The organism is Serratia symbiotica, assembly GCF_000821185.2.
Taxonomy (GTDB): domain Bacteria; phylum Pseudomonadota; class Gammaproteobacteria; order Enterobacterales; family Enterobacteriaceae; genus Serratia; species Serratia symbiotica.
Genome location: NZ_CP050855.1, coordinates 481,246 through 498,675, shown reverse-complemented (window position 1 = coordinate 498,675; position 17,430 = coordinate 481,246). Strand labels below are relative to the sequence as shown.

Here is a 17,430-nt window from a genome sequence, read left to right as displayed (position 1 = left end):
AACCAATCTCCGTAAGTGATATCACCAGATCCCCCTGTGTTGCTGCACCGGGGGATTTTTATTTAGAGTGCCTGAGTACGGCGGGTGGATGCGATGTAATCATCGAGATCATGCTTGAAATAGATGACCTTTTTCAGGCCAGCTTTATAGAAAGGCAGCTTCACTTTGCCAGTGCAGGCCCAGTTAGCCATTGTTGCGGAAGTTACGCCGATATAGTCAGCAGCTTCTTTACGGGTCATTCTTTCTTTCACTTCCATCTTTCACACCTTAAGTAAGCGGGTTAACACCGTGAAAAAGATAAATTGAAAATTAGAATGGCAAAAGAATCATAAGGCTAATAGTAAGATCACAAGCAATGAGTAAGCATACTCATTAAGCCAGTGATCACTATAAAATCAGTTAGTTACTCATGTATCAATTTAAAGTGTCTTGTGTAAGGTTCTTGTGGGATCTGATTATTTTCATCACGTATATCCTGAACCCATCGCCTTAATGTCTGTATTGATGGTGCATCACGGTGTTTAGAAAGATGAACATGTAGCCTATTTGATAATGAATAGGTTGAAATATCTGGATATGGCACCAGTGTTAGTTCAACAATTCTAACAACCTCACTGTAATGCTTATTTCTTGGCCCTCTTTTAGCTTTCGGTTGATACTCAAAATATTGATCTTCGTCAGTAGAAGAACGTGATAAAAGAAGTAATGATATATTCTTTCCAAACCTAACCTTGAAATAATCCAAATAAATTCGCCTTACCAAACCGTTAACAATGACAGTAAGCAGGTTATCAGCTTGTATAGTCATACCTGTTGTCCGTAAGTAAAGGCTTGTAGAAAATGCATTCATCTCACTCTCATTAAATGGAACAGAGTATTCTTTACTCATAACCTGAACATCCCTTAAAAGAGTGGTAAAATCAGGCAAATGATCAGATGAGTCATTTGTTTTTATAACAGAGGAAACTCGCTGTATTTTGAATTTTATTTCTTTTAAGGCCGCACTTTCAATCCAAACCAAAAGACTCTCAAATATATCATACGCATTCCCATTGTTAGGAATAGAATAAGAAATGGCATCGTTAAGAATTTTTATAACCTTTGGTGATAAAAGCCCTGAAGCCTCGATTTCGGGAATTATCAACTTTATCGTATGATTGATAAAATCACGTTCATTATTTTTAGAATCATCTAAACTGTAAATGTTCATTCTTTCCCCTTCAACAATTCATTAAGCAGGGATTCTTTTTCATCTTCAGACAGAGTTTTTAATAAGTTTTTTGCCCCCGCAAAATTCCTTCTTATTCCAGCCTCATGCAGAATTTTGCTTTCAATTCTCCCTGCTGGCTCAATTAATTCTTCAACTGGCAATGATATATAACCTTGTGTTGTATCGGAAGTTCTTCCAGAGCGGTGATTCATGAGCCGCTTCAAAATATATGTACCAACGCCACTAAGTTCGGCTAGCGTCGCGAAAGTACGTCTTGCATCATGGCAAGTAAAATTAAATTCCTTCTGTTCTCTGTCCTTATCAGATATTGTTTTACTGATAATTTTGGTGATGACTTTTCGGGGATCTGTTATCAAACCGCCACGCGCCGCAGGGAAAACATAAGGATTATTATCTACACGGAATTTAAGCCGCCGCTCAAATATAACTTGCAGCGTTGACGTTATGGGCAATTCAAGAGGATCGCCATTCTTTGTTTTGTCTATCCAGAAATAGCCACCTTCAAGGTTAACCCTATCCCATTCAAGCCCAAACACCTCACCTCGCCGCAACCCGGTAAAGAGAGCCATATCAAGCGCATCGCACACCGACACAGCATGATCATCACGCCACTCAAGGGACTCTGTTCTCACGGTTTCTACAGCATTCAGCCAGCGCCCTAACTCATGGTTACGGATGCGCGTATTTTTCCTTGCCAGGCCATGCCACTGCCTTTTAGTACTGAGAACAACCGTTGGCGGTTCTGGTAACAGTTTTAGGCCCATCTCATTCCTGTAATGGTCATGAGCGAAATTAAGAATCGCTCGCAGCGCACGCCCCCACAAATCGGCCTGAGCCTTGCTACCACATCCAACGCCGGAACGGAGCGTTGAACGATCCTCACCAAACCACGCGGTGCCATCTGTTATTGCTTTATGCCTGTTGAATACACTATCCCGCGAAATATTCGCGAGAGGTTGCCCCAGCCAGTCACCGGAAAAATTATTCAGTAATCGGCGATACTGGTTCGCCGTGTTTTCTTTAAGGCGGTGCCCTCTGGTCTTGATATACAACTCCATGGCATCCCTCAAAATCACATCAGCAGCGTCATTCTCACGCTTAACCGTATTCGGGTTACGACCCGTAAGACCTATGCCCCCCAACGTCTCAAGAGCTGCGGTTCTGGCTTGATCTACAGTGATTTCAGGAAAGCGACCCAACGCCGTTCTGAAAAATTTCCCTTTGACCTTCCTGACTACGCAAAAAACCTTAAGCCCAGAGGAGCCGACCCGGATTCTAAGCCCTTTAACCTGGCTATCATGATATTCAACCTGCTTACCATGCGGGGCTGGGGGGAGATCATGAAGTTTTGCTTTTGTGAATTTGAATGTTGCCAATGTCAGGTATCCTACAGAGAAGGCCGGAACGACTCAGGAAGCGAGAAATCTCAGCGTAAGGGCTGTTGCCAGGATTCGCTTAGGCTACCTTAGAATAGCGTTTAAAGTGAATAACAGTGAGTTGCAGGCATACAAAGAGAACAACTAACATACTGAAATTTATCATATTTTATAAAAATAAATTATCCGTGAGAATCTTGATTTATTTCTCATAATCGCTTGGTCGCTGGTTCAAGTCCAGCAGGGGCCACCAAATAAAACAAGGAGTTGGATGAGAAATCGTCTGACTCCTTGTTTTATACGAATCGGGTCAGGTAAGGAATTGCCGGGACTGTTTTTGATTCGATTAAAGGTACTCAGCCAGTATATCCAGGTTCAGTAATCCCAAAATCTTTTGAAATGTCATTACCGAATGGTCAAAAAGTATGGATCCACGGAAATGCTACCGAGCATATGGCAGAATATGCAGCATCAAAAGCTGTGACACAGACGCCTGAAGCTGTAAAGCTTGCCAGTCAGGAAGAGCTAAGAAGTTTCCAGGCAGCTGTAAATACAGCAACGAAAAATAAGATGCCGTACGGTGAGAGGATCACCGTTGATGGCTGGCAGTTGGAAATTAAGCCGCCTCGTGCTGCTGGCGAGTTACCAACAATTATTCATGCTCGTTACTTAGGATCCCATTAAATGGATATAGAAATTAGTAGTCCTATAAATATCAAGATGGATGTTGTGGAGCTTGATGAGCATGTTCCATCACTAAAGTTTAGCATTACTATCCGGGTAGAAAAATTTAGCTATAGCTCCGAAGTAAACTCTCAGTTATGGATAGAATGCCAGTGTTTTGATGCGTTTATTGATAGTATGCGAAGGGGGGATATAGCAGTTCTTAAAGATATGAATGGCTTTTTTGAATTGCGAGTAAACCCGGCTCAAAGTTGGCTCGAATGGTCATGCTCCAAAGAAGACCTGGAAGGTTATGTCACTTCAGTTCAGGGCAAGGAAAAGCTAACTAATCAGTCAATGCGTACGTTATACGAGGCGTTTAACGATTATCCCAAGTGGTGGTAATTAATTAAAGATCCCGGCTATCAAGCAGGGATCTTTGTTTTTATGCTTTACCCCCCTCAACTTCGCGCCGCTGCAACCGAATCACACCGGGCGTGGCGTTGCTCTCCAGTTGTTCGGCATCGGTGATCCCAGACTCAATGATCCAGTCGCCACCGACAATCACCTCGCCGTTCTGCCGTACCCAATCCGCACCGAGGTCGTGGCGGTGTTAGCTGGCGTCACACAAGGTATGCCAGTACTGCCATCTACTGACTCATAAAGTAAAAATTTACCAAGCTTAGTGAGACTAGAGGTTGGTCATATATTAGCCTCACCCAACCAACCTAGAAAGCAGAGGATCGTTGCGCACCAACAAACACCAACGAGCAACAGCTGATAATTCAGCTGTTGTGCTGGTCATTGCACACACTCGAGCTCGAACTTTGGTCAACTTCGGAGTCAGGTCGGGGGGCGGTCGGCCAGCGGAAAAGCGGCTTCAGGTCAGGCAGCACAAGGCCCAGAGGCAAAACCGGTCGGATCTGCACCAGACACAGTAATCAGGAAGAAAAAGAAAACACCCCATCGCCTTCGCCCTCGTTATCCGAATCCTCGTCTTAACTGCCAGCCACGCAGGGAGCAAATATCATGGCCAATCGCAAACCTTCTCCGAATCGCCTGCTTACCGTCGATGAAATCTACCGCCCGCCGGTCGGCCCGGCTTCCCATCCGAAGAGCCTGTATGCGCTGCTGCTGCGGTTCGTGAAGTGGCGCAGGGAACGCAACGGGTCGGGGACCACGCTGAAGGTACAGACGCATCACAGCTACCGCTTTATCTGCTGGGCGGCAGAGCGCGGACTGTATCAGGCCGGGGACATCACGCGCCCGGTGCTGGAAACGTATCAGCGGCATCTGTATCAGTACCGGAAGAAAGACGGTGAGCCGTTAAGCACGCGCACCCAGCGGACCACGCTGCAACCGCTTCAGGTGTGGTTCTCCTGGATGGCGAAACAGGGGCTTATCCTGGCGAACCCGGCCGTTGACCTGGAGTTGCCGAGGCTGGAGAAGCGCCTGCCGCGCGCCATCCTGAGCGTGGAGCAGGTGGAAGACATCGTCAGCCTGTGCGACCTGACCACGCTTCAGGGCATCCGTGACCGGGCGCTGCTGGAGCTGCTGTGGTCAACGGGGATACGGCGGGGTGAGGTGGCCAACCTTGAGATATACAGCGCGGACTTCAGCCGGAAAATACTGACCATCTTGCAGGGAAAAGGACACGAAGACCGCATCGTGCCAGTGGGAGAGCAGGCGCTGTGGTGGCTCAACCGCTATCTGCATCATATGCGGCCAGAGCTGCTGGCGGTAGCGGGCTGTAAGGCGCTGTTCCTGGCAATGGACGGTCTGACAGGTCTGACGGCCAGCGGTATCACAATGGCCGTGGTGCCGTACCTGAGAGCGGCGGGTATCGACAAAGGGAGCTGCCACCTGTTCCGCCATGCGATGGCGACGCAGATGCTGGAGAATGGTGCGGACCTGAGATGGATACAGAGAACAGTTGGATGTCCAGGGAAAAGAGGCGAAAAAAAGGACACAACAGGCACCACCGCACATCCAAACAGACAAGAAGAAACTGTGGACTGGGAGATGGTTTAGGCAGCTAAGCAATAGAGGAACCAGGATGAAAACGTCGGGTGACCAGTTGCTCATCTAGGGGGGAATCTCAATGGAACGGAAATGTACGTTAAAAACGTAACTATATGATTTTAAGTCTATAAATACGTTACTTTGTCAACCGGATTTACGTTGATTTCATTGTTGAGTTTATTAACTTCAAAAGTGCTGAAAACGGTAAGAGGACTGACATGAATGGTAGGATTTCACTATCATTTGATAGCATGGGGTAATGTGTATTTATGCCTAAAAAATAAGTTTTTGATTAAAAACACATCAAAGCAGGCGTTTTTAGGCATAACCTTGTGCTATGCCGCGCCATTTGGGAATGAACCACGCGATGGTCTATGGTTAGGATACTCAAAATACGGCTATTGAGATTCCTAACCATCAAGTTTTTTGTGCAAAGCGGCTCTGTCTGCCCTGAGTAGGTGCCAGAGATGGAGTACGGTCAATCGTTTTTTCAATGATGGGTTAAACTGCATCGGTCATCTGGTAAAGATGACCTTCTCAACCTAAAAGGTCAAAGTTCGGTAGAATACCGAACTTTGACCTCATTAATCGCTTAACACAAACTGTCCAATTTTATGGGGTATAGTTCATTTAGTGGGCTTTATCATTTGAATTTTTAAGGTATTATTCATCAAATTTAACACACACCCAGCCATCACCATCCTTAGCCAAAATTTCATCACTCTGGCAATGAATAAGGTCAATTGGTGATGCAGTGGCAGATACCGCAATACCAGCAAGCAGTGTAAATGCAATTAACCTACTGAATACGCTTATAACTCCCCCTTTCTTGAACCTAACTACTCAACGACATATTATAGAAAAAAATAAATAATGAAAATATTATTTTTCCAGACTTTTTGTCGCCTCTTCCGGGAAAATTTTTGCTTTGAGCACGTAATCCGAACCCAACAGCTTGCCCCTCCCCAACCAGTTTACGCCCTGATATGACAATAAAATTGTGTTATCAGTACGTGTAAAACTGTAGCCACCACTGCTAGAAAAGGCATAGTCCCCTTCTTTATTGATAGCGGTCAGTAGGTAGCCATTTGTGTCAGGCGAGTATAATTGTTTTACACGCAAGAGATAATAAGACGAGAGTTCGCTGAACATTTTTTTTACTTTTACGGAATACTGTTCTGGCGACAGCCCTGGTTCATCGCGCAGCAGGCTGGCGATAAGCGCATAAACTTCCGCATTAGCACGGGCTACCGCCATGTTGGTGGCCAGGGTATCGCTAAGCTGGGTTGGATTAACCTGCTCTTTATAAACCGTGGTTTTTTTCTTGTTATTATTGCTAATGGTTTCTGCTTTTTTCTCCATAAACTGGGTACGATCGAGCGGAGAATTTAGGTTGTTAGCAATATACGCGGCACACAGGGTCTGCCTGCCTTTATTATCATCGTTAATCAACAGTGACATATTGCTGCCAGACTGCGGGATAGATTCCAGCTTAATCCCATCACGCTTTAAAGATTCTTTGACTACCGCTTTGGTGACCTCTCCACGGGCAAGCAGGCAAATTTTCTGGATTGCAGCAATATCGACATCCCCTTTAAGCTGCGGAGCCATAAGGCGGACCGTGTTTTGGATCAGTGGGAGCGCGGCCATGTCAACGTAATAAGTCCCTACCTTTGGCATTGGTGCATTCTCCTGCACTGTAGCCTCGCCGGGTGCCTGTTTAGCAGCAGGGATATCGCAGGCTGATATCAGGGAAGCGGCACATAACAAAAAGACGCACTTGATAGATTTCATTTTATCCACCTGAAGAAACAAAAAAAGGGGTATTGCTATACCCCATAGCAACATAAATCAGAATTGATAACCGGTACCTATACCTAAGCTCCACTCACCCTGGGTGTTAGTACTTATGCTGGCTTTCGTCACCCAGCGTTCGTTTTCAGAACGGTGTGAAATACCCAGAGCTAACCCAGACTCACTGTGGTAAGTACCGATACCCATCGATATCATGCTTGCGTCAGGATCGACAGGCTGCGGCAGGTTAGCCATGGCAACGACACTGGCGATACCACTGCTTAATCTTTTATTCTGGCGTGCCATCTCGTCCCTCAATTGGTTTACGTGTCTATCGGTATAGGCGTTAGAGCTCGCGCCGACATTAGCGAGACTGTTTTTCAGTTGATCGTAGTTAACGGCATCTGTTCCTTGTGTTGCAGCTGCAACATGGGTTATCTGACGTTCATGGCCTTTACTCCCCACAGAGACAGAATTATCCCGCTCGGCTATGGAGGATGCCCCCAGCGCCACAGAGTTGCTGCTTTTAGCCATTGCGCCGTTACCCAAGGCAGTTGAATTATTCCCTGATGCGCTGGCACCCGCTCCGGCAGCCAAGCTGTTATTACCGGTCGGCGTTGGTGAGGCCTGCCCATTGGTATCTTTCACCTGGATAATACCTGACGTACCTTGCCGCAAAGCAGTAATGTTAGCCTCAGCTTTATCCATACGCCTACCATAACTGCCACCCTCAATGGCGGAGGCGTGAGCAATGGCGTCGTCGGTATATCTTTTTGACTCTGCTACGGCACCGTCAAGTTGCCGAACGTTAACCGCATCGTTAGCCAGTCGACCATCGGCCACATTACTGATGGTACGCGTTTCACCTGTCGCCGCATTGCCGACAGAAACCGTACCTACGCTTTGGTTACTGGCCCCTGAGTATTGACCCGTATAAGTCTCCGCCCCTCGGCCATTGTCTGAAGCCCCCGAACCGAGGACAACGCTGTTTTTGGCTTGCGCCTCGGCCCCGGTACCCATCGCGACAGCGTTATTGCCGGACGCCGTCGCTTCTGCGCCCATCGCTAAAGAATCAGTACCACTCGCTGAAGCATCCGCCTTGCTGGAATTAGCGCGGTAATATTTAACCCCGTTACCTGCATTCATATCATTGACCGCAGCTTCAACATTGGTCATTCTGGTGCCCAATTTATTCACCTCGGTGTTAGTGGCAAACAACTGACTGCCATTGACTCCATCAGTGCTGGTGTCAGACAATCGGCCCGCAGCCATATGGGTAAGCTGTCGCTCGGCACCGGCCTTACCCACACTCACTACATCACCGGCAACGGGTGCACCACCTGCAAAACTATAATTGTTACCATTAAGCGTAGTGGAGGAGGTTGGATTAGCGGCCTCTACGGTTGAGGCATTTCCCAAGACAACAGCACCATTAAGATCGGAGGGTATAGTAATATCATTGCCAATCGCAAAAGCATTATTGGCCTCAATGGTATTATTATTGCCGAGTGAGTAAGAATTAGAACCGGAGACGGTTGAAGGGTCACCGATAGCGCCGGAACCATTACCTGATACAGTATTACCAAAACCTATGCTGATGCTTTTATTACCGGTAGCCTTGGCTGTATTGCCGATAGCCACGCCGTAGTTTCCGGTTGCTGACGCATAGGAGCCCAAGGCGAGACTTTTGACTCCTTTGGCGTGGCTATAATAGCCTAATGCTATAGTATTGGGTCCGTCTGCTTTAGCAGATGGACCCAATGCTGCAGAGAATGAGCCATCTACCACAGCACTTTCTCCTATAGCAACACTGGCATAGCTTTGGTTAGTTGCCTTGGCACGTTGGCCAATTGCTATACCAAACTCCCCTGATACAGAAGAATTTAGACCAAAGGTCATGCCTTGTTGAGCATCATGGGTAATCTTTGAGTTATGGCCCATAGCGATACTATTATCTCCTAGTGCCGAAGTGTCAGTGCCTAAAGCTATGGAATTGTACCCCCCTGTGGTATTGGCATGATTACCAATGGCAATACCATTTTTTTCGGCAGTCGCGCCATTACCGCCGCCAATTGCAATGCTATTTGGATCACATCTGACGGAAGTGGTTGCCCCACTTCCCATTACATTATCAGAATCAATTTTGTCAATTTGAATACAAGTTCCGGCTAAAGCAGGTACAGATAGAAAAGAGATAATTGACGAAAAAATTGACTTTATAATTATTTCTTTTTTAAATAAGAAATAATTTTTATAACCCACTAATAACAAGTTTTTTCTAATTTTATATTTATTGCCCACTTTTAACCTCGCAATTTAAATAAAAAACTCACGCAAAACACACTAAAATATGTGTTTTTAATATCTAGCGAATCGATAACCCCTCACACAAGCTAATATAATGTGAATAATCTGTTCTTTCACGATGCTAACTATTTAATGCTGAATATTATCGTCATATTATTATACCATTACTTTCGATTTTGTGCCCAATCGTTAAAAACGGTACGAAAAATCGCTGCAAAGTAATAAATTCGTCATAATTTCATGAGCAGGAGAAATAAAACTTTTGATGGGATACATGTTGAAGATCAGTTAAATGCACTTAGGGTTTGAAGCCCAATGCAACGGAGCGGTGTGTAGTGGCACACTGAATTTGGCCACCTGAACAGAGGTGATATGCTCACCTCAGAACAACACGGGTGCTCCAATGTGTTAGTACCAATGAAAAAAAGAAATTTTAGTGCAGAACTCAAACGTGAAACGGCTCAGTTGGTTGTCGATCAGAGCTACACCGTTGCTGAAGCAGCAAAAGCCATGGATATTGGCCTTTCAACAATGACCCGATGGGTCAGACAATTACGGGACGAACGACAGGGAAAAACACCGAAAGCTTCTCCCATTACCCCGGAGCAAATTGAAATACGTGAGTTTAAGAAAAAACTACAACGTATTGAAATGGAAAATAAAATATTAAAAAAGGCTACCGCGCTCTTGATGTCAGACTCCCTGAACAGTTCTCGTTAATCGGAAAACTCAGGGCGCGTTATCCCGTGGCTACACTCTGCCACGTATTTGGGGTTCACCGCAGCAGCTATAAATACTGGAAATGCCGTCCTGATAAGCCGGACAGAAAGCATACAGAGTTACGCAGTCAGGTTCAGGAACTATACAACATTAGTCATGGCTCAGCCGGGGCAAGGAGTATCGCCGCAATGGCAACGCTCAGAGGCTTCCTGATGGGGCGCTGGCTTGCCGGCAGACTCATGAAAGAGCTGGGGCTGGTCAGTTGTCAGCAGTCCACTCATCGGTATAAACGCGGTGGCCCTGAACACATCGCTATCCCGAATCACCTTGAGCGTCAGTTCGCAGTGACAGAGCCTAATCAGGTGTGGTGCGGCGACGTGACGTATATCTGGACAGGTAAGCGCTGGGCATACCTCGCCGTTGTTCTCGACCTGTTCGCGAGGAAACCGGTGGGTTGGGCAATGTCGTTCTCACCGGACAGCAGACTGACCATCAAAGCGCTGGAAATGGCGTGGGAAGTTCGTGGCAAACCAGCCGGGGTGATGTTCCACAGCGATCAGGGCAGCCATTACACAAGCAGGCAGTTCCGGCAGTCACTTCACTGTGGCGGTACCGGATCAGGCAGAGTATGAGTCGTCGTGGAAACTGCTGGGATAATAGTCCGATGGAGCGCTTCTTCAGAAGCCTGAAGACTGGAAAATAGGAAAAGATTATCTATACTCGGTGGAGTATAACCACCTCAACAACCAGATCCAGATAAGGAACGAGACGATGTAATTGACATCACATGGAGGGGAATCAATTCAATTAATCGTTTAATGGTCTTGAGGTGACTATGTTTTTTATATTGTTACGCTCAATGCGTAAGTATCTTTGGTTAAGAATACTCGCGTTAGCGCTAATTTGCAGTTCCGTAGGTTCTGGATTGACGTTCATCATGGTTTTTGGTGAGCTGGCCAGATTGAACGCGGCACCGTCCTCCTTTGCCTTGGCGTTTATTTTGTCAACATCACCGGGGTTTTTGGGGAGTATTGCAGGAAAATATCTGCTTGCACGTATTGAAGCAAAATATTGCTTCATGATCGCTGAATGCATTGGCGCACTGGGTTTGATGGTTCCCTGGTACGGATTGGTTCATGGTTCCGTGACCATACTGCAGCTTGCTGGCGTTGCCTCGTCGGTATCTGCGGGGATCACCATTCCTGCCATTAATCATTATACCAAAGCTAAACTTGCTCCAGAAGATATTGGTGCCGGTGCGGTTATCGACACGCTGGTGTTTGCTTGACAGGTTTTATTTGGCATAGGTGTTGGCGTATTCCTTTATGGTACCGTCCAGAGCAATACCTATTTGTTGGCAAATCTGCTCAGCTACATCATAGCCATTACATTTATATTTTCACTGCCAAAGCTGGCGAATTATGCAGAACAGAATGTTTACGCACAAGGGTTGCCTAAAAGGTTGTCATCAAAACAACGTGCTAGCCTCTATTTATTGCCGGCACTGGCAATGACAGGAGCGCCGGCTATGTCGCTCCTGCCCACATTGGTTCATAGCAATAATGACCAAAAAGAAACACTGTTGTTTTTATTGTTCGCCCGCAGTCTGGGACAACTTCTCGGGCCATTTTTGGTCAAGGAAGAACGTTACAAAAATCAGTCATCAAAGTTTATTATTGCGTGCATGGCGGCGTTTATTTTGTGTTATTTTTTCATTCCATTGACACCGTTCATGAGTATTTCATTAGTACTGGTTTTTTCTGCTCATGTATTTTCTAATATTATATACAGTCTTGGCTGGTACAGTTTGCTGACGAACTTTAACAACGAACAGGTAGCAGCAGCCTCTGCCAGCAGCTACAGAAAACAAATCATTATCGGTGCAGTAGTCAGTATTTCGGCAGGTATGCTGGCTGACAGAGTAGGCAGTCCGCTGGCTCTTGTCATTTGTTCCATGACTGGGTTGTTGCTTTCTTCTCTACTCATTTTACATGTAAAGCGTCAGTCTTAATGACATTAAAATGGTCGGTATTGATTACTGGCCATAACTTCAGCTTTTATGAAAGAAACCAGCAACGGAACAACGCATATTGTCCCCGGCACTGACATCAACTTTCTTGATACAGTGTGAGTAATTTGGTTTTATTATCACAAGTCGATTGGGTTTGGGGTAAATAAATGTTCCGACCCCACAATCATTGATACTGCGTTCACGGATGCTCCATCCAAACTCCGGTCCAACAGCACCTCCGGTTATCCCTGACATGCGTAAAACCTCTTCAGACGCATTGTAGGTTTGTTCGGACAACCCTGCGCTGGAATTAACGGGGGTGTCGATGACACAAATCTCCCCACCCCAATTGGGTTTCCATTCTGGATGCGCATAAAATATGTATGCTCCTTTATATTGGGCATCGTCTTCATGCCAGCCTAGCCCGCTACCAGCTGGATACAGGAACGTTGTGAGTGAAAATGCATTCCAATCCTCCCCCAAAAAATTACGCAGATGTGATGTTATTAAACCGATCTTTTTACTTAAAATATCAATGCCGGAAGTAATGACATTATCATCCACGGTGGTTTTTTCTGTCAGCAATGAGTAAAAATAGCTGACACTCACCAACGGTTCTCCGTCGGTCATTCTCCAAGATTTTGACCACCCCAGAGAATGGACGAGATAGTAATTCTCAAATTGCATATATAACTGAATGGCGAAAATCTCATCGCTACTTAAAAAATCGTCAAGAATCAGATAGCCATCCCATTCAGCTATATCACTCATAATTGTTTCTCCTGGTTGAAATATTTTCCCGCATCATTTTCCAACGTCCATTCTTCGATGAGTGATTTCCAGGGAGGTAAAAAGGCGTCCCTCACGGGATATAAACGTGTGGCCAAATTAAATCGCATCATTATTGCAGAGTCCAATGCCTCATTTATCCATGTTAATTCTTCAACCCGATATTCCTCGGAAAGGTATTGCGCTACTTTACGACGATATCTAACAATTTCCCCGTATACGTAACAAACATTGAAAGCCTGGGTATAACTGAAAGTTCGATCTTGCCGTTGAGGAAAATCTATCAACGACTCCCCCAGAGTTCCCTGACAGTATTGATTACCATGAAATGCGTTGAACGTGTGTACTTGATGATGGAGTGCTTCGTGATAAAGATTTTCGACGAATCCAAGAAACCCGAATTCTCTTAGAAGCTTATGGAACGGTGGAACAAAGAATAGTGTGGCATCGAAAATAAAGGTAACATGTGGAAGTTCGTAAAATGATGCACTCCCATTATTGGCGTTTGCATTTTTAGGAACCAACCATACCAATGTTGAGATAAAATTAGCGATGAATGACATTTCACTCTCATATAACGAAGAAAACCTTTTCACGCCGTCATTGAGGAATGCCAATCGATTATCACATACTGGAATGCTGCCAACATCAGAAATCCCCATCAGCAGTGCCATAAAGGTGGCGCGCAACTGTTCCAGGGAAGCTGGGTCGTGCCGACCATAGGAAGCCAACGCGAACAACGAGCGTGCCGTCTCGGGGTTGTGCCGCGCTTCAATGATGGCCTCATCGATGGCCTGGACTGCACGTTGCCAGTGATTGACAGGTTCGGGCTTCGGCGCTTTTGCCGGCAGGCCACTGGTGAACCCAGTTTGGGGCTCGGGCCAGAATAGCTTTGCCTGCTCGCCTGGCGGGCTTATATCCCTTACCTCAATCGAACTGATTGCCGTTGCCGCCGCCTCCAGCATCTGCAACCGTACTGTCGGGTTCAGGGTTTCATACGGTCGCCACAGACTTTGCCCAGCACGTAGCGGATGCCCGCAGCCTTCCCAGACTTGGCGAAGATATCCCGCATAGGTGCCGCATGCCGAAAGCGGGGTGTTCAGCTCATCGAGCAGCGTGCGTAGTAGCCGAAACCACAATCCAGCGTGGATGCGTCGGCGCGGCAACTCCACATGGCCGCTCGTCAGTGCCTGCCAGGTACGTTGGTCCATCACCGCAATCGCGTCGCTGGCGGTGCGCGGTGCAGTGTCAGCGTTCTCCCAGCCGAGAAACCGCCCTGGCACGCCCCAATAGGTTTCCAACCAGCACCCATGCAGCGGGCAGCTCAGCATCAGGGGCAGCTTCCATGCAAGCAGTACGGCTTGGTTTGCCGGGTCGTTCAGACAGAGCGGACAGGCGCGATGTATCGGCTGGCTGGGCAGCCAGGCACGCCAGCTCATGATGGATCGCGTCCTACGGCGGAGTTTCGGCAGCAGCACCGAGAGCTGGAACACATAGGTTTCCAATGCGTCTGGAATCTGATCATCAAGGCTGTCCAGTAGCCAAGACACCCAGCCAGCGAAACTCATGCAACGCAGCCGGTCCAGCTTGATGCCGCTCCGCTGGGAGAGCATCGACAGCAGCGCCAGTGGTGGCGCGGCGTCCAGGTCATCGACCAGGCCGTGACCAAGATCGTGCTCCAGCAGCTCGGGCACCTCCATGTAATAGCAAAGAGCCACGCGGTTGAACCATGAGGACAAGGCTTCGCCTTCCCTGGGAGCGGGCTGCAGCGGCCAGCGCGGGGCTGGCTTCACATCAGTTCCCGCTCGAATTGCCGACGCCGCTCGCCAGGGCCGGTGTAATCGGCCATGCTAAGCGTGCGGTGGTTGATCGCTTCTTCACCACTCTCCACGGCGGCGACAGCCGCTGCCATCAACAGGTGCGCCAACTCGCCGATGGTGCCCTCGCTGCGCGTGAGCAGGTAGCGGGCCATGTCCAGCGTGGCAATCGACGAGGGTCGCCGCAGCGGGAGCGAAGCCGCGAAGCTGGCCAGCAGTGAGCAGCAATCATCGTTGGCCTCCCACACCGGCAGCATCATCGGCTCAAAGCGGTTTTCCAACTGGTCATCTGAGCGGATGGCTAGGTAGGCGTCGCGCGTGCCAACCCCAACCAGCGGGATGCGCAGTTCGTTACCGAGAAAGCGCAGCAGATTGAGGAATTCCCGGCGGTTGACGCTGTTGCCGGCCAGCACGTTGTGCAACTCGTCGATCACCAGCATGCGCACGCCGACCTTGCGCAACAGTGCCAGGGCCAGTTGCTCCATTTCCGGCAGCCGTGGGCGCGGTCACAATGGGGCACCCATCGCCGCGAGCAGCGCGACGTAGAAGCGGATCACGGACGGTTCGGAAGGCATCTGCACGACCAGCACCGGAATGTGCTCCTGGTCGGCATCGGAGTTGACCGGGTGGGTGCGGCGGAACTTCTCGACAATCATCGACTTGCCGTTGTTGGTTGGCCCAACCAACAGCAGATTGGGCATGCGTTGTTTGTTCGGCCACGCATACAGGGTTCCCAGCCGATTCAGCGCCTAGACTGCGCGCGGATAGCCGATCCAGCGGTCGGCACGCAGGTGCTGGATGCGTTCGTCCGCCGGGTGACGGGCCAAGCCCTGGGCCGTCGGCAGCAGGTAAGACAGGTCGATGATGGGATATTCGTCCACGGCTACCACTCCTCGATCTGATCGAACGGTTTGGCTGATGGCTGGTTGTCCGCCTGCGGGTCAGCCATGTCCGTATCCGGCGGTAGCGTCGTTTTGACGGGCGGTGCCGTTGCCTTGAGGTGCTGGCGTCGATCCGTATCGCGCCGAGCCTTGCACGTAGCCTTCTGCGCAGTGGTCACGATTTCGCGCATCTGGCCGATCATACGGAACAGCGCCGACTCATCCACCTGCTCGCGTCCTTGCTGCCGCAATTTCGCCAGCGCCTGCCGTTGTTCCCAGAGGGTGACAGCCGGGTGCGACAAGGTGCGGTAGGGAATTTCCAGATAGTGCTGACCCTCTGGTTCCAGCACCCAGATGCGGCTGATGTCGCGCGGGTCGCGCCGGATCAGGAACGCGGGCAAGCGGTCACGCCGAGCAATCCACGGCTTGAGCGCATCGGCGTAGTAGTGGATGTGGTCGATGACGAAGCCCGTGCGGGTCAGCGTGCGGCGGATGATGGGCAGAAAATCGACCACAAAAGCCGTGGCACGGGTGATGACGGCGGGCACGCCGGCCAGTGCGACAGCTTCGGCCCAGCGCGCGGCAGGCGGTTGGAGCAAGCCGTTGTGCACGGAGCCGTGATAGGTGCCGACCGCCAATGCGAGCCAGCGCTCCAGCTCACGCAGCGTCAGGGCAGCCATCTTCTCGGAGACGTATTCCCCGCGCTGCTCAGAGTTGGAAAAGGTCGTCCCTGGCAGTTCGTTGTGGATCATCTGCATCGCCGTACCGATGATCCGTTCCACGATGCCGCCGTAGTGCGGCTGCCCAAGCGGGCGATAGTCCAGGCGGATGCCATGCTGTTCGCAACCACGGCGCAGCGCCTCGCTCTTGAACTCGGCTGCGTTATCTAGGTAAAGCAGCCTGGCTTGCCACTCATCGGCCAGTCCATCTCTACGTCCAACCCTTCCAGCCAAGGGCGCTTGTCGCCGCCGACACGCGCAAGGCACAGGCCGACCGAGACGGCGGATGGCGCTTCCAACGTGACCACCATGCCAACCACGCAGCGGGTAAATACGTCGATGGCGAGGGTCAGGTACGGACGGCCAATCGGTTGCCGGTCGCGCTCGTCCACCACGATCAGGTCGATGACTGTAGGGTCAATCTGTACCTGCTCTAGTGGCGCGGAGACTGGCGGCGGAATGCCGCCGGCACCTTGCAGGGTGCGGGACGCATCCTGGCCTTCCCGAAGACGAGTGGCCTTGAGTGGATCAAGGCTGGCGATCCGCAACGCCACGGTGTTGCGCGCCGGCACCCGCAGCTTATGCAGCTTGCACGCCCGCGCAACTTCACGGTGAAAGGACGCCAAGCTGCGCTTCTGTTTGGTCAGGAAGCGCTTTTGCAGTAGCTCGCGGATGATTCGTTCGACCAACTCCGGCAAGCGACCCTTGCCTTTGCCGCCGCTCGACTGCCCAAGAGCCATGTCAGTGACCAGCCCCGAACCTTGCCGGGCACGGCGGATCAGGACATACACCTGTCGCCGGGACAGACCCAGTGCCTGGGCTGCCGCGTTGGCCGCTTCATGCCCGACCGTCTCCGACTGTGCCAGCGGCCCAATGATCTCCGCGCGGCGGCGCGCACGCTCCCACGCCTGTTCTGGCAAGGTGGCCACGCCGTATTCGGTAATCGATGCGGTATCGGTCACCATGCTCACCTCGCTTTGGTGCACACAAGTATTGAGCATAGACGAGTTTCGTGTAGAGGAGTCCTGATATCGGTCTGTCAGGAGCCGTATGCACAACAGGCTTCAAGCCCCATTGATTGGTGCAGTCGTCTTCTGAAA

Annotated in this window: 15 protein-coding genes and 3 pseudogenes; 7 read left to right on the top strand and 11 right to left on the bottom strand. The window is 49.4% G+C overall.

Annotated features, from left to right (window positions below; translation table 11 throughout):
• Window positions 1–62 precede the first annotated feature (62 nt).
• The 3 genes from SYMBAF_RS02590 to SYMBAF_RS02580 all read right to left on the bottom strand — a co-directional run bounded on the left by SYMBAF_RS02590 (window position 63) and on the right by SYMBAF_RS02580 (window position 2,607).
• A complete protein-coding gene (locus SYMBAF_RS02590; RefSeq protein WP_040263384.1) occupies window positions 63–257 on the bottom strand; it encodes a helix-turn-helix domain-containing protein in 195 nt (64 codons plus the stop codon).
• Between the two features lie 146 nt (window positions 258–403).
• Window positions 404–1,210 carry a hypothetical protein gene (locus SYMBAF_RS02585; protein ID WP_040263386.1) on the bottom strand — a complete coding sequence of 269 codons (807 nt, stop codon included), beginning with the start codon at window positions 1,208–1,210 and terminating at the stop codon, window positions 404–406.
• Window positions 1,207–2,607 (bottom strand): site-specific integrase, encoded by a 1,401-nt coding sequence (locus SYMBAF_RS02580; RefSeq protein WP_040263388.1) that lies wholly within the window; start codon window positions 2,605–2,607, stop codon window positions 1,207–1,209. The genes SYMBAF_RS02585 and SYMBAF_RS02580 overlap by 4 nt, the downstream gene beginning before the upstream one ends.
• Window positions 2,608–3,006: 399 nt before the next feature.
• Between SYMBAF_RS02580 and SYMBAF_RS02575 the strand changes: the two genes are divergently transcribed.
• The 4 genes from SYMBAF_RS02575 (at window position 3,007) to xerC (ending at window position 5,301) form a co-directional block, all read left to right on the top strand.
• Window positions 3,007–3,291, top strand: coding sequence for a hypothetical protein (locus SYMBAF_RS02575; RefSeq protein ID WP_226019916.1), 285 nt, complete (start codon window positions 3,007–3,009; stop codon window positions 3,289–3,291).
• Window positions 3,292–3,675 carry a hypothetical protein gene (locus SYMBAF_RS02570; RefSeq protein ID WP_040263390.1) on the top strand — a complete coding sequence of 128 codons (384 nt, stop codon included), beginning with the start codon at window positions 3,292–3,294 and terminating at the stop codon, window positions 3,673–3,675. It abuts the gene before it with no gap.
• A gap of 34 nt (window positions 3,676–3,709) precedes the next feature.
• Complete coding sequence (locus SYMBAF_RS18275) at window positions 3,710–3,934, top strand: hypothetical protein (RefSeq protein ID WP_160289771.1); 225 nt, start codon at window positions 3,710–3,712, stop codon at window positions 3,932–3,934.
• Between the two features lie 365 nt (window positions 3,935–4,299).
• Window positions 4,300–5,301: a site-specific tyrosine recombinase XerC gene (xerC, locus tag SYMBAF_RS02560; RefSeq protein WP_082026834.1), complete on the top strand. Its 1,002-nt coding sequence runs from the start codon at window positions 4,300–4,302 to the stop codon at window positions 5,299–5,301.
• An 873-nt stretch (window positions 5,302–6,174) separates the two neighbouring features.
• On the opposite strand, the gene SYMBAF_RS02555 is transcribed toward xerC, so the two are convergent.
• Together SYMBAF_RS02555 and SYMBAF_RS02550 are read right to left on the bottom strand one after the other, a co-directional pair.
• Window positions 6,175–7,086, bottom strand: coding sequence for a hypothetical protein (locus SYMBAF_RS02555; RefSeq protein ID WP_040263392.1), 912 nt, complete (start codon window positions 7,084–7,086; stop codon window positions 6,175–6,177).
• A gap of 57 nt (window positions 7,087–7,143) precedes the next feature.
• The gene (locus SYMBAF_RS02550; RefSeq protein ID WP_152609028.1) at window positions 7,144–9,387 is read right to left on the bottom strand and encodes a YadA family autotransporter adhesin; all 2,244 of its coding nucleotides are present in this window, start codon (window positions 9,385–9,387) and stop codon (window positions 7,144–7,146) included.
• Window positions 9,388–9,810: 423 nt separating this feature from the next.
• On the opposite strand from SYMBAF_RS02550, the pseudogene SYMBAF_RS02545 reads away from it, so the two are divergent.
• From SYMBAF_RS02545 to SYMBAF_RS02535, 3 genes and pseudogenes are all read left to right on the top strand, one after another.
• Window positions 9,811–10,804: pseudogene (locus tag SYMBAF_RS02545) on the top strand (IS3 family transposase); the annotation flags it as partial.
• 234 nt (window positions 10,805–11,038) lie between these two features.
• The gene (locus tag SYMBAF_RS02540; RefSeq protein WP_152609029.1) at window positions 11,039–11,401 is read left to right on the top strand and encodes a hypothetical protein; all 363 of its coding nucleotides are present in this window, start codon (window positions 11,039–11,041) and stop codon (window positions 11,399–11,401) included.
• 66 nt (window positions 11,402–11,467) lie between these two features.
• The gene (locus tag SYMBAF_RS02535) at window positions 11,468–12,124 is read left to right on the top strand and encodes an MFS transporter (RefSeq protein ID WP_152609030.1); all 657 of its coding nucleotides are present in this window, start codon (window positions 11,468–11,470) and stop codon (window positions 12,122–12,124) included.
• 39 nt (window positions 12,125–12,163) lie between these two features.
• Here SYMBAF_RS02535 and SYMBAF_RS02530 read toward each other — a convergent pair whose 3' ends face one another.
• The 6 genes and pseudogenes from SYMBAF_RS02530 to SYMBAF_RS18665 form a co-directional block, all read right to left on the bottom strand.
• Window positions 12,164–12,895 (bottom strand): 2OG-Fe(II) oxygenase, encoded by a 732-nt coding sequence (locus SYMBAF_RS02530; protein WP_040263398.1) that lies wholly within the window; start codon window positions 12,893–12,895, stop codon window positions 12,164–12,166.
• Between the two features lie 692 nt (window positions 12,896–13,587).
• Window positions 13,588–14,706: pseudogene (locus SYMBAF_RS02525) on the bottom strand (TniQ family protein); the annotation flags it as partial.
• Window positions 14,703–15,467 (bottom strand): annotated as a pseudogene (locus SYMBAF_RS17360) (TniB family NTP-binding protein). The pseudogenes SYMBAF_RS17360 and SYMBAF_RS02525, both read right to left, overlap by 4 nt.
• Before the next feature lie 12 nt (window positions 15,468–15,479).
• Entirely contained in the window at window positions 15,480–15,611 is a 132-nt protein-coding gene (locus SYMBAF_RS18675) for a hypothetical protein (protein WP_473967808.1), read from the bottom strand.
• Window positions 15,612–15,613: 2 nt separating this feature from the next.
• Entirely contained in the window at window positions 15,614–16,564 is a 951-nt protein-coding gene (locus SYMBAF_RS18670) for a Mu transposase C-terminal domain-containing protein (RefSeq protein ID WP_473967807.1), read from the bottom strand.
• A complete protein-coding gene (locus tag SYMBAF_RS18665) occupies window positions 16,498–17,331 on the bottom strand; it encodes a hypothetical protein (RefSeq protein ID WP_473967806.1) in 834 nt (277 codons plus the stop codon). Before SYMBAF_RS18665 ends, SYMBAF_RS18670 begins: the two co-directional genes overlap by 67 nt.
• Window positions 17,332–17,430: the final 99 nt, after the last annotated feature.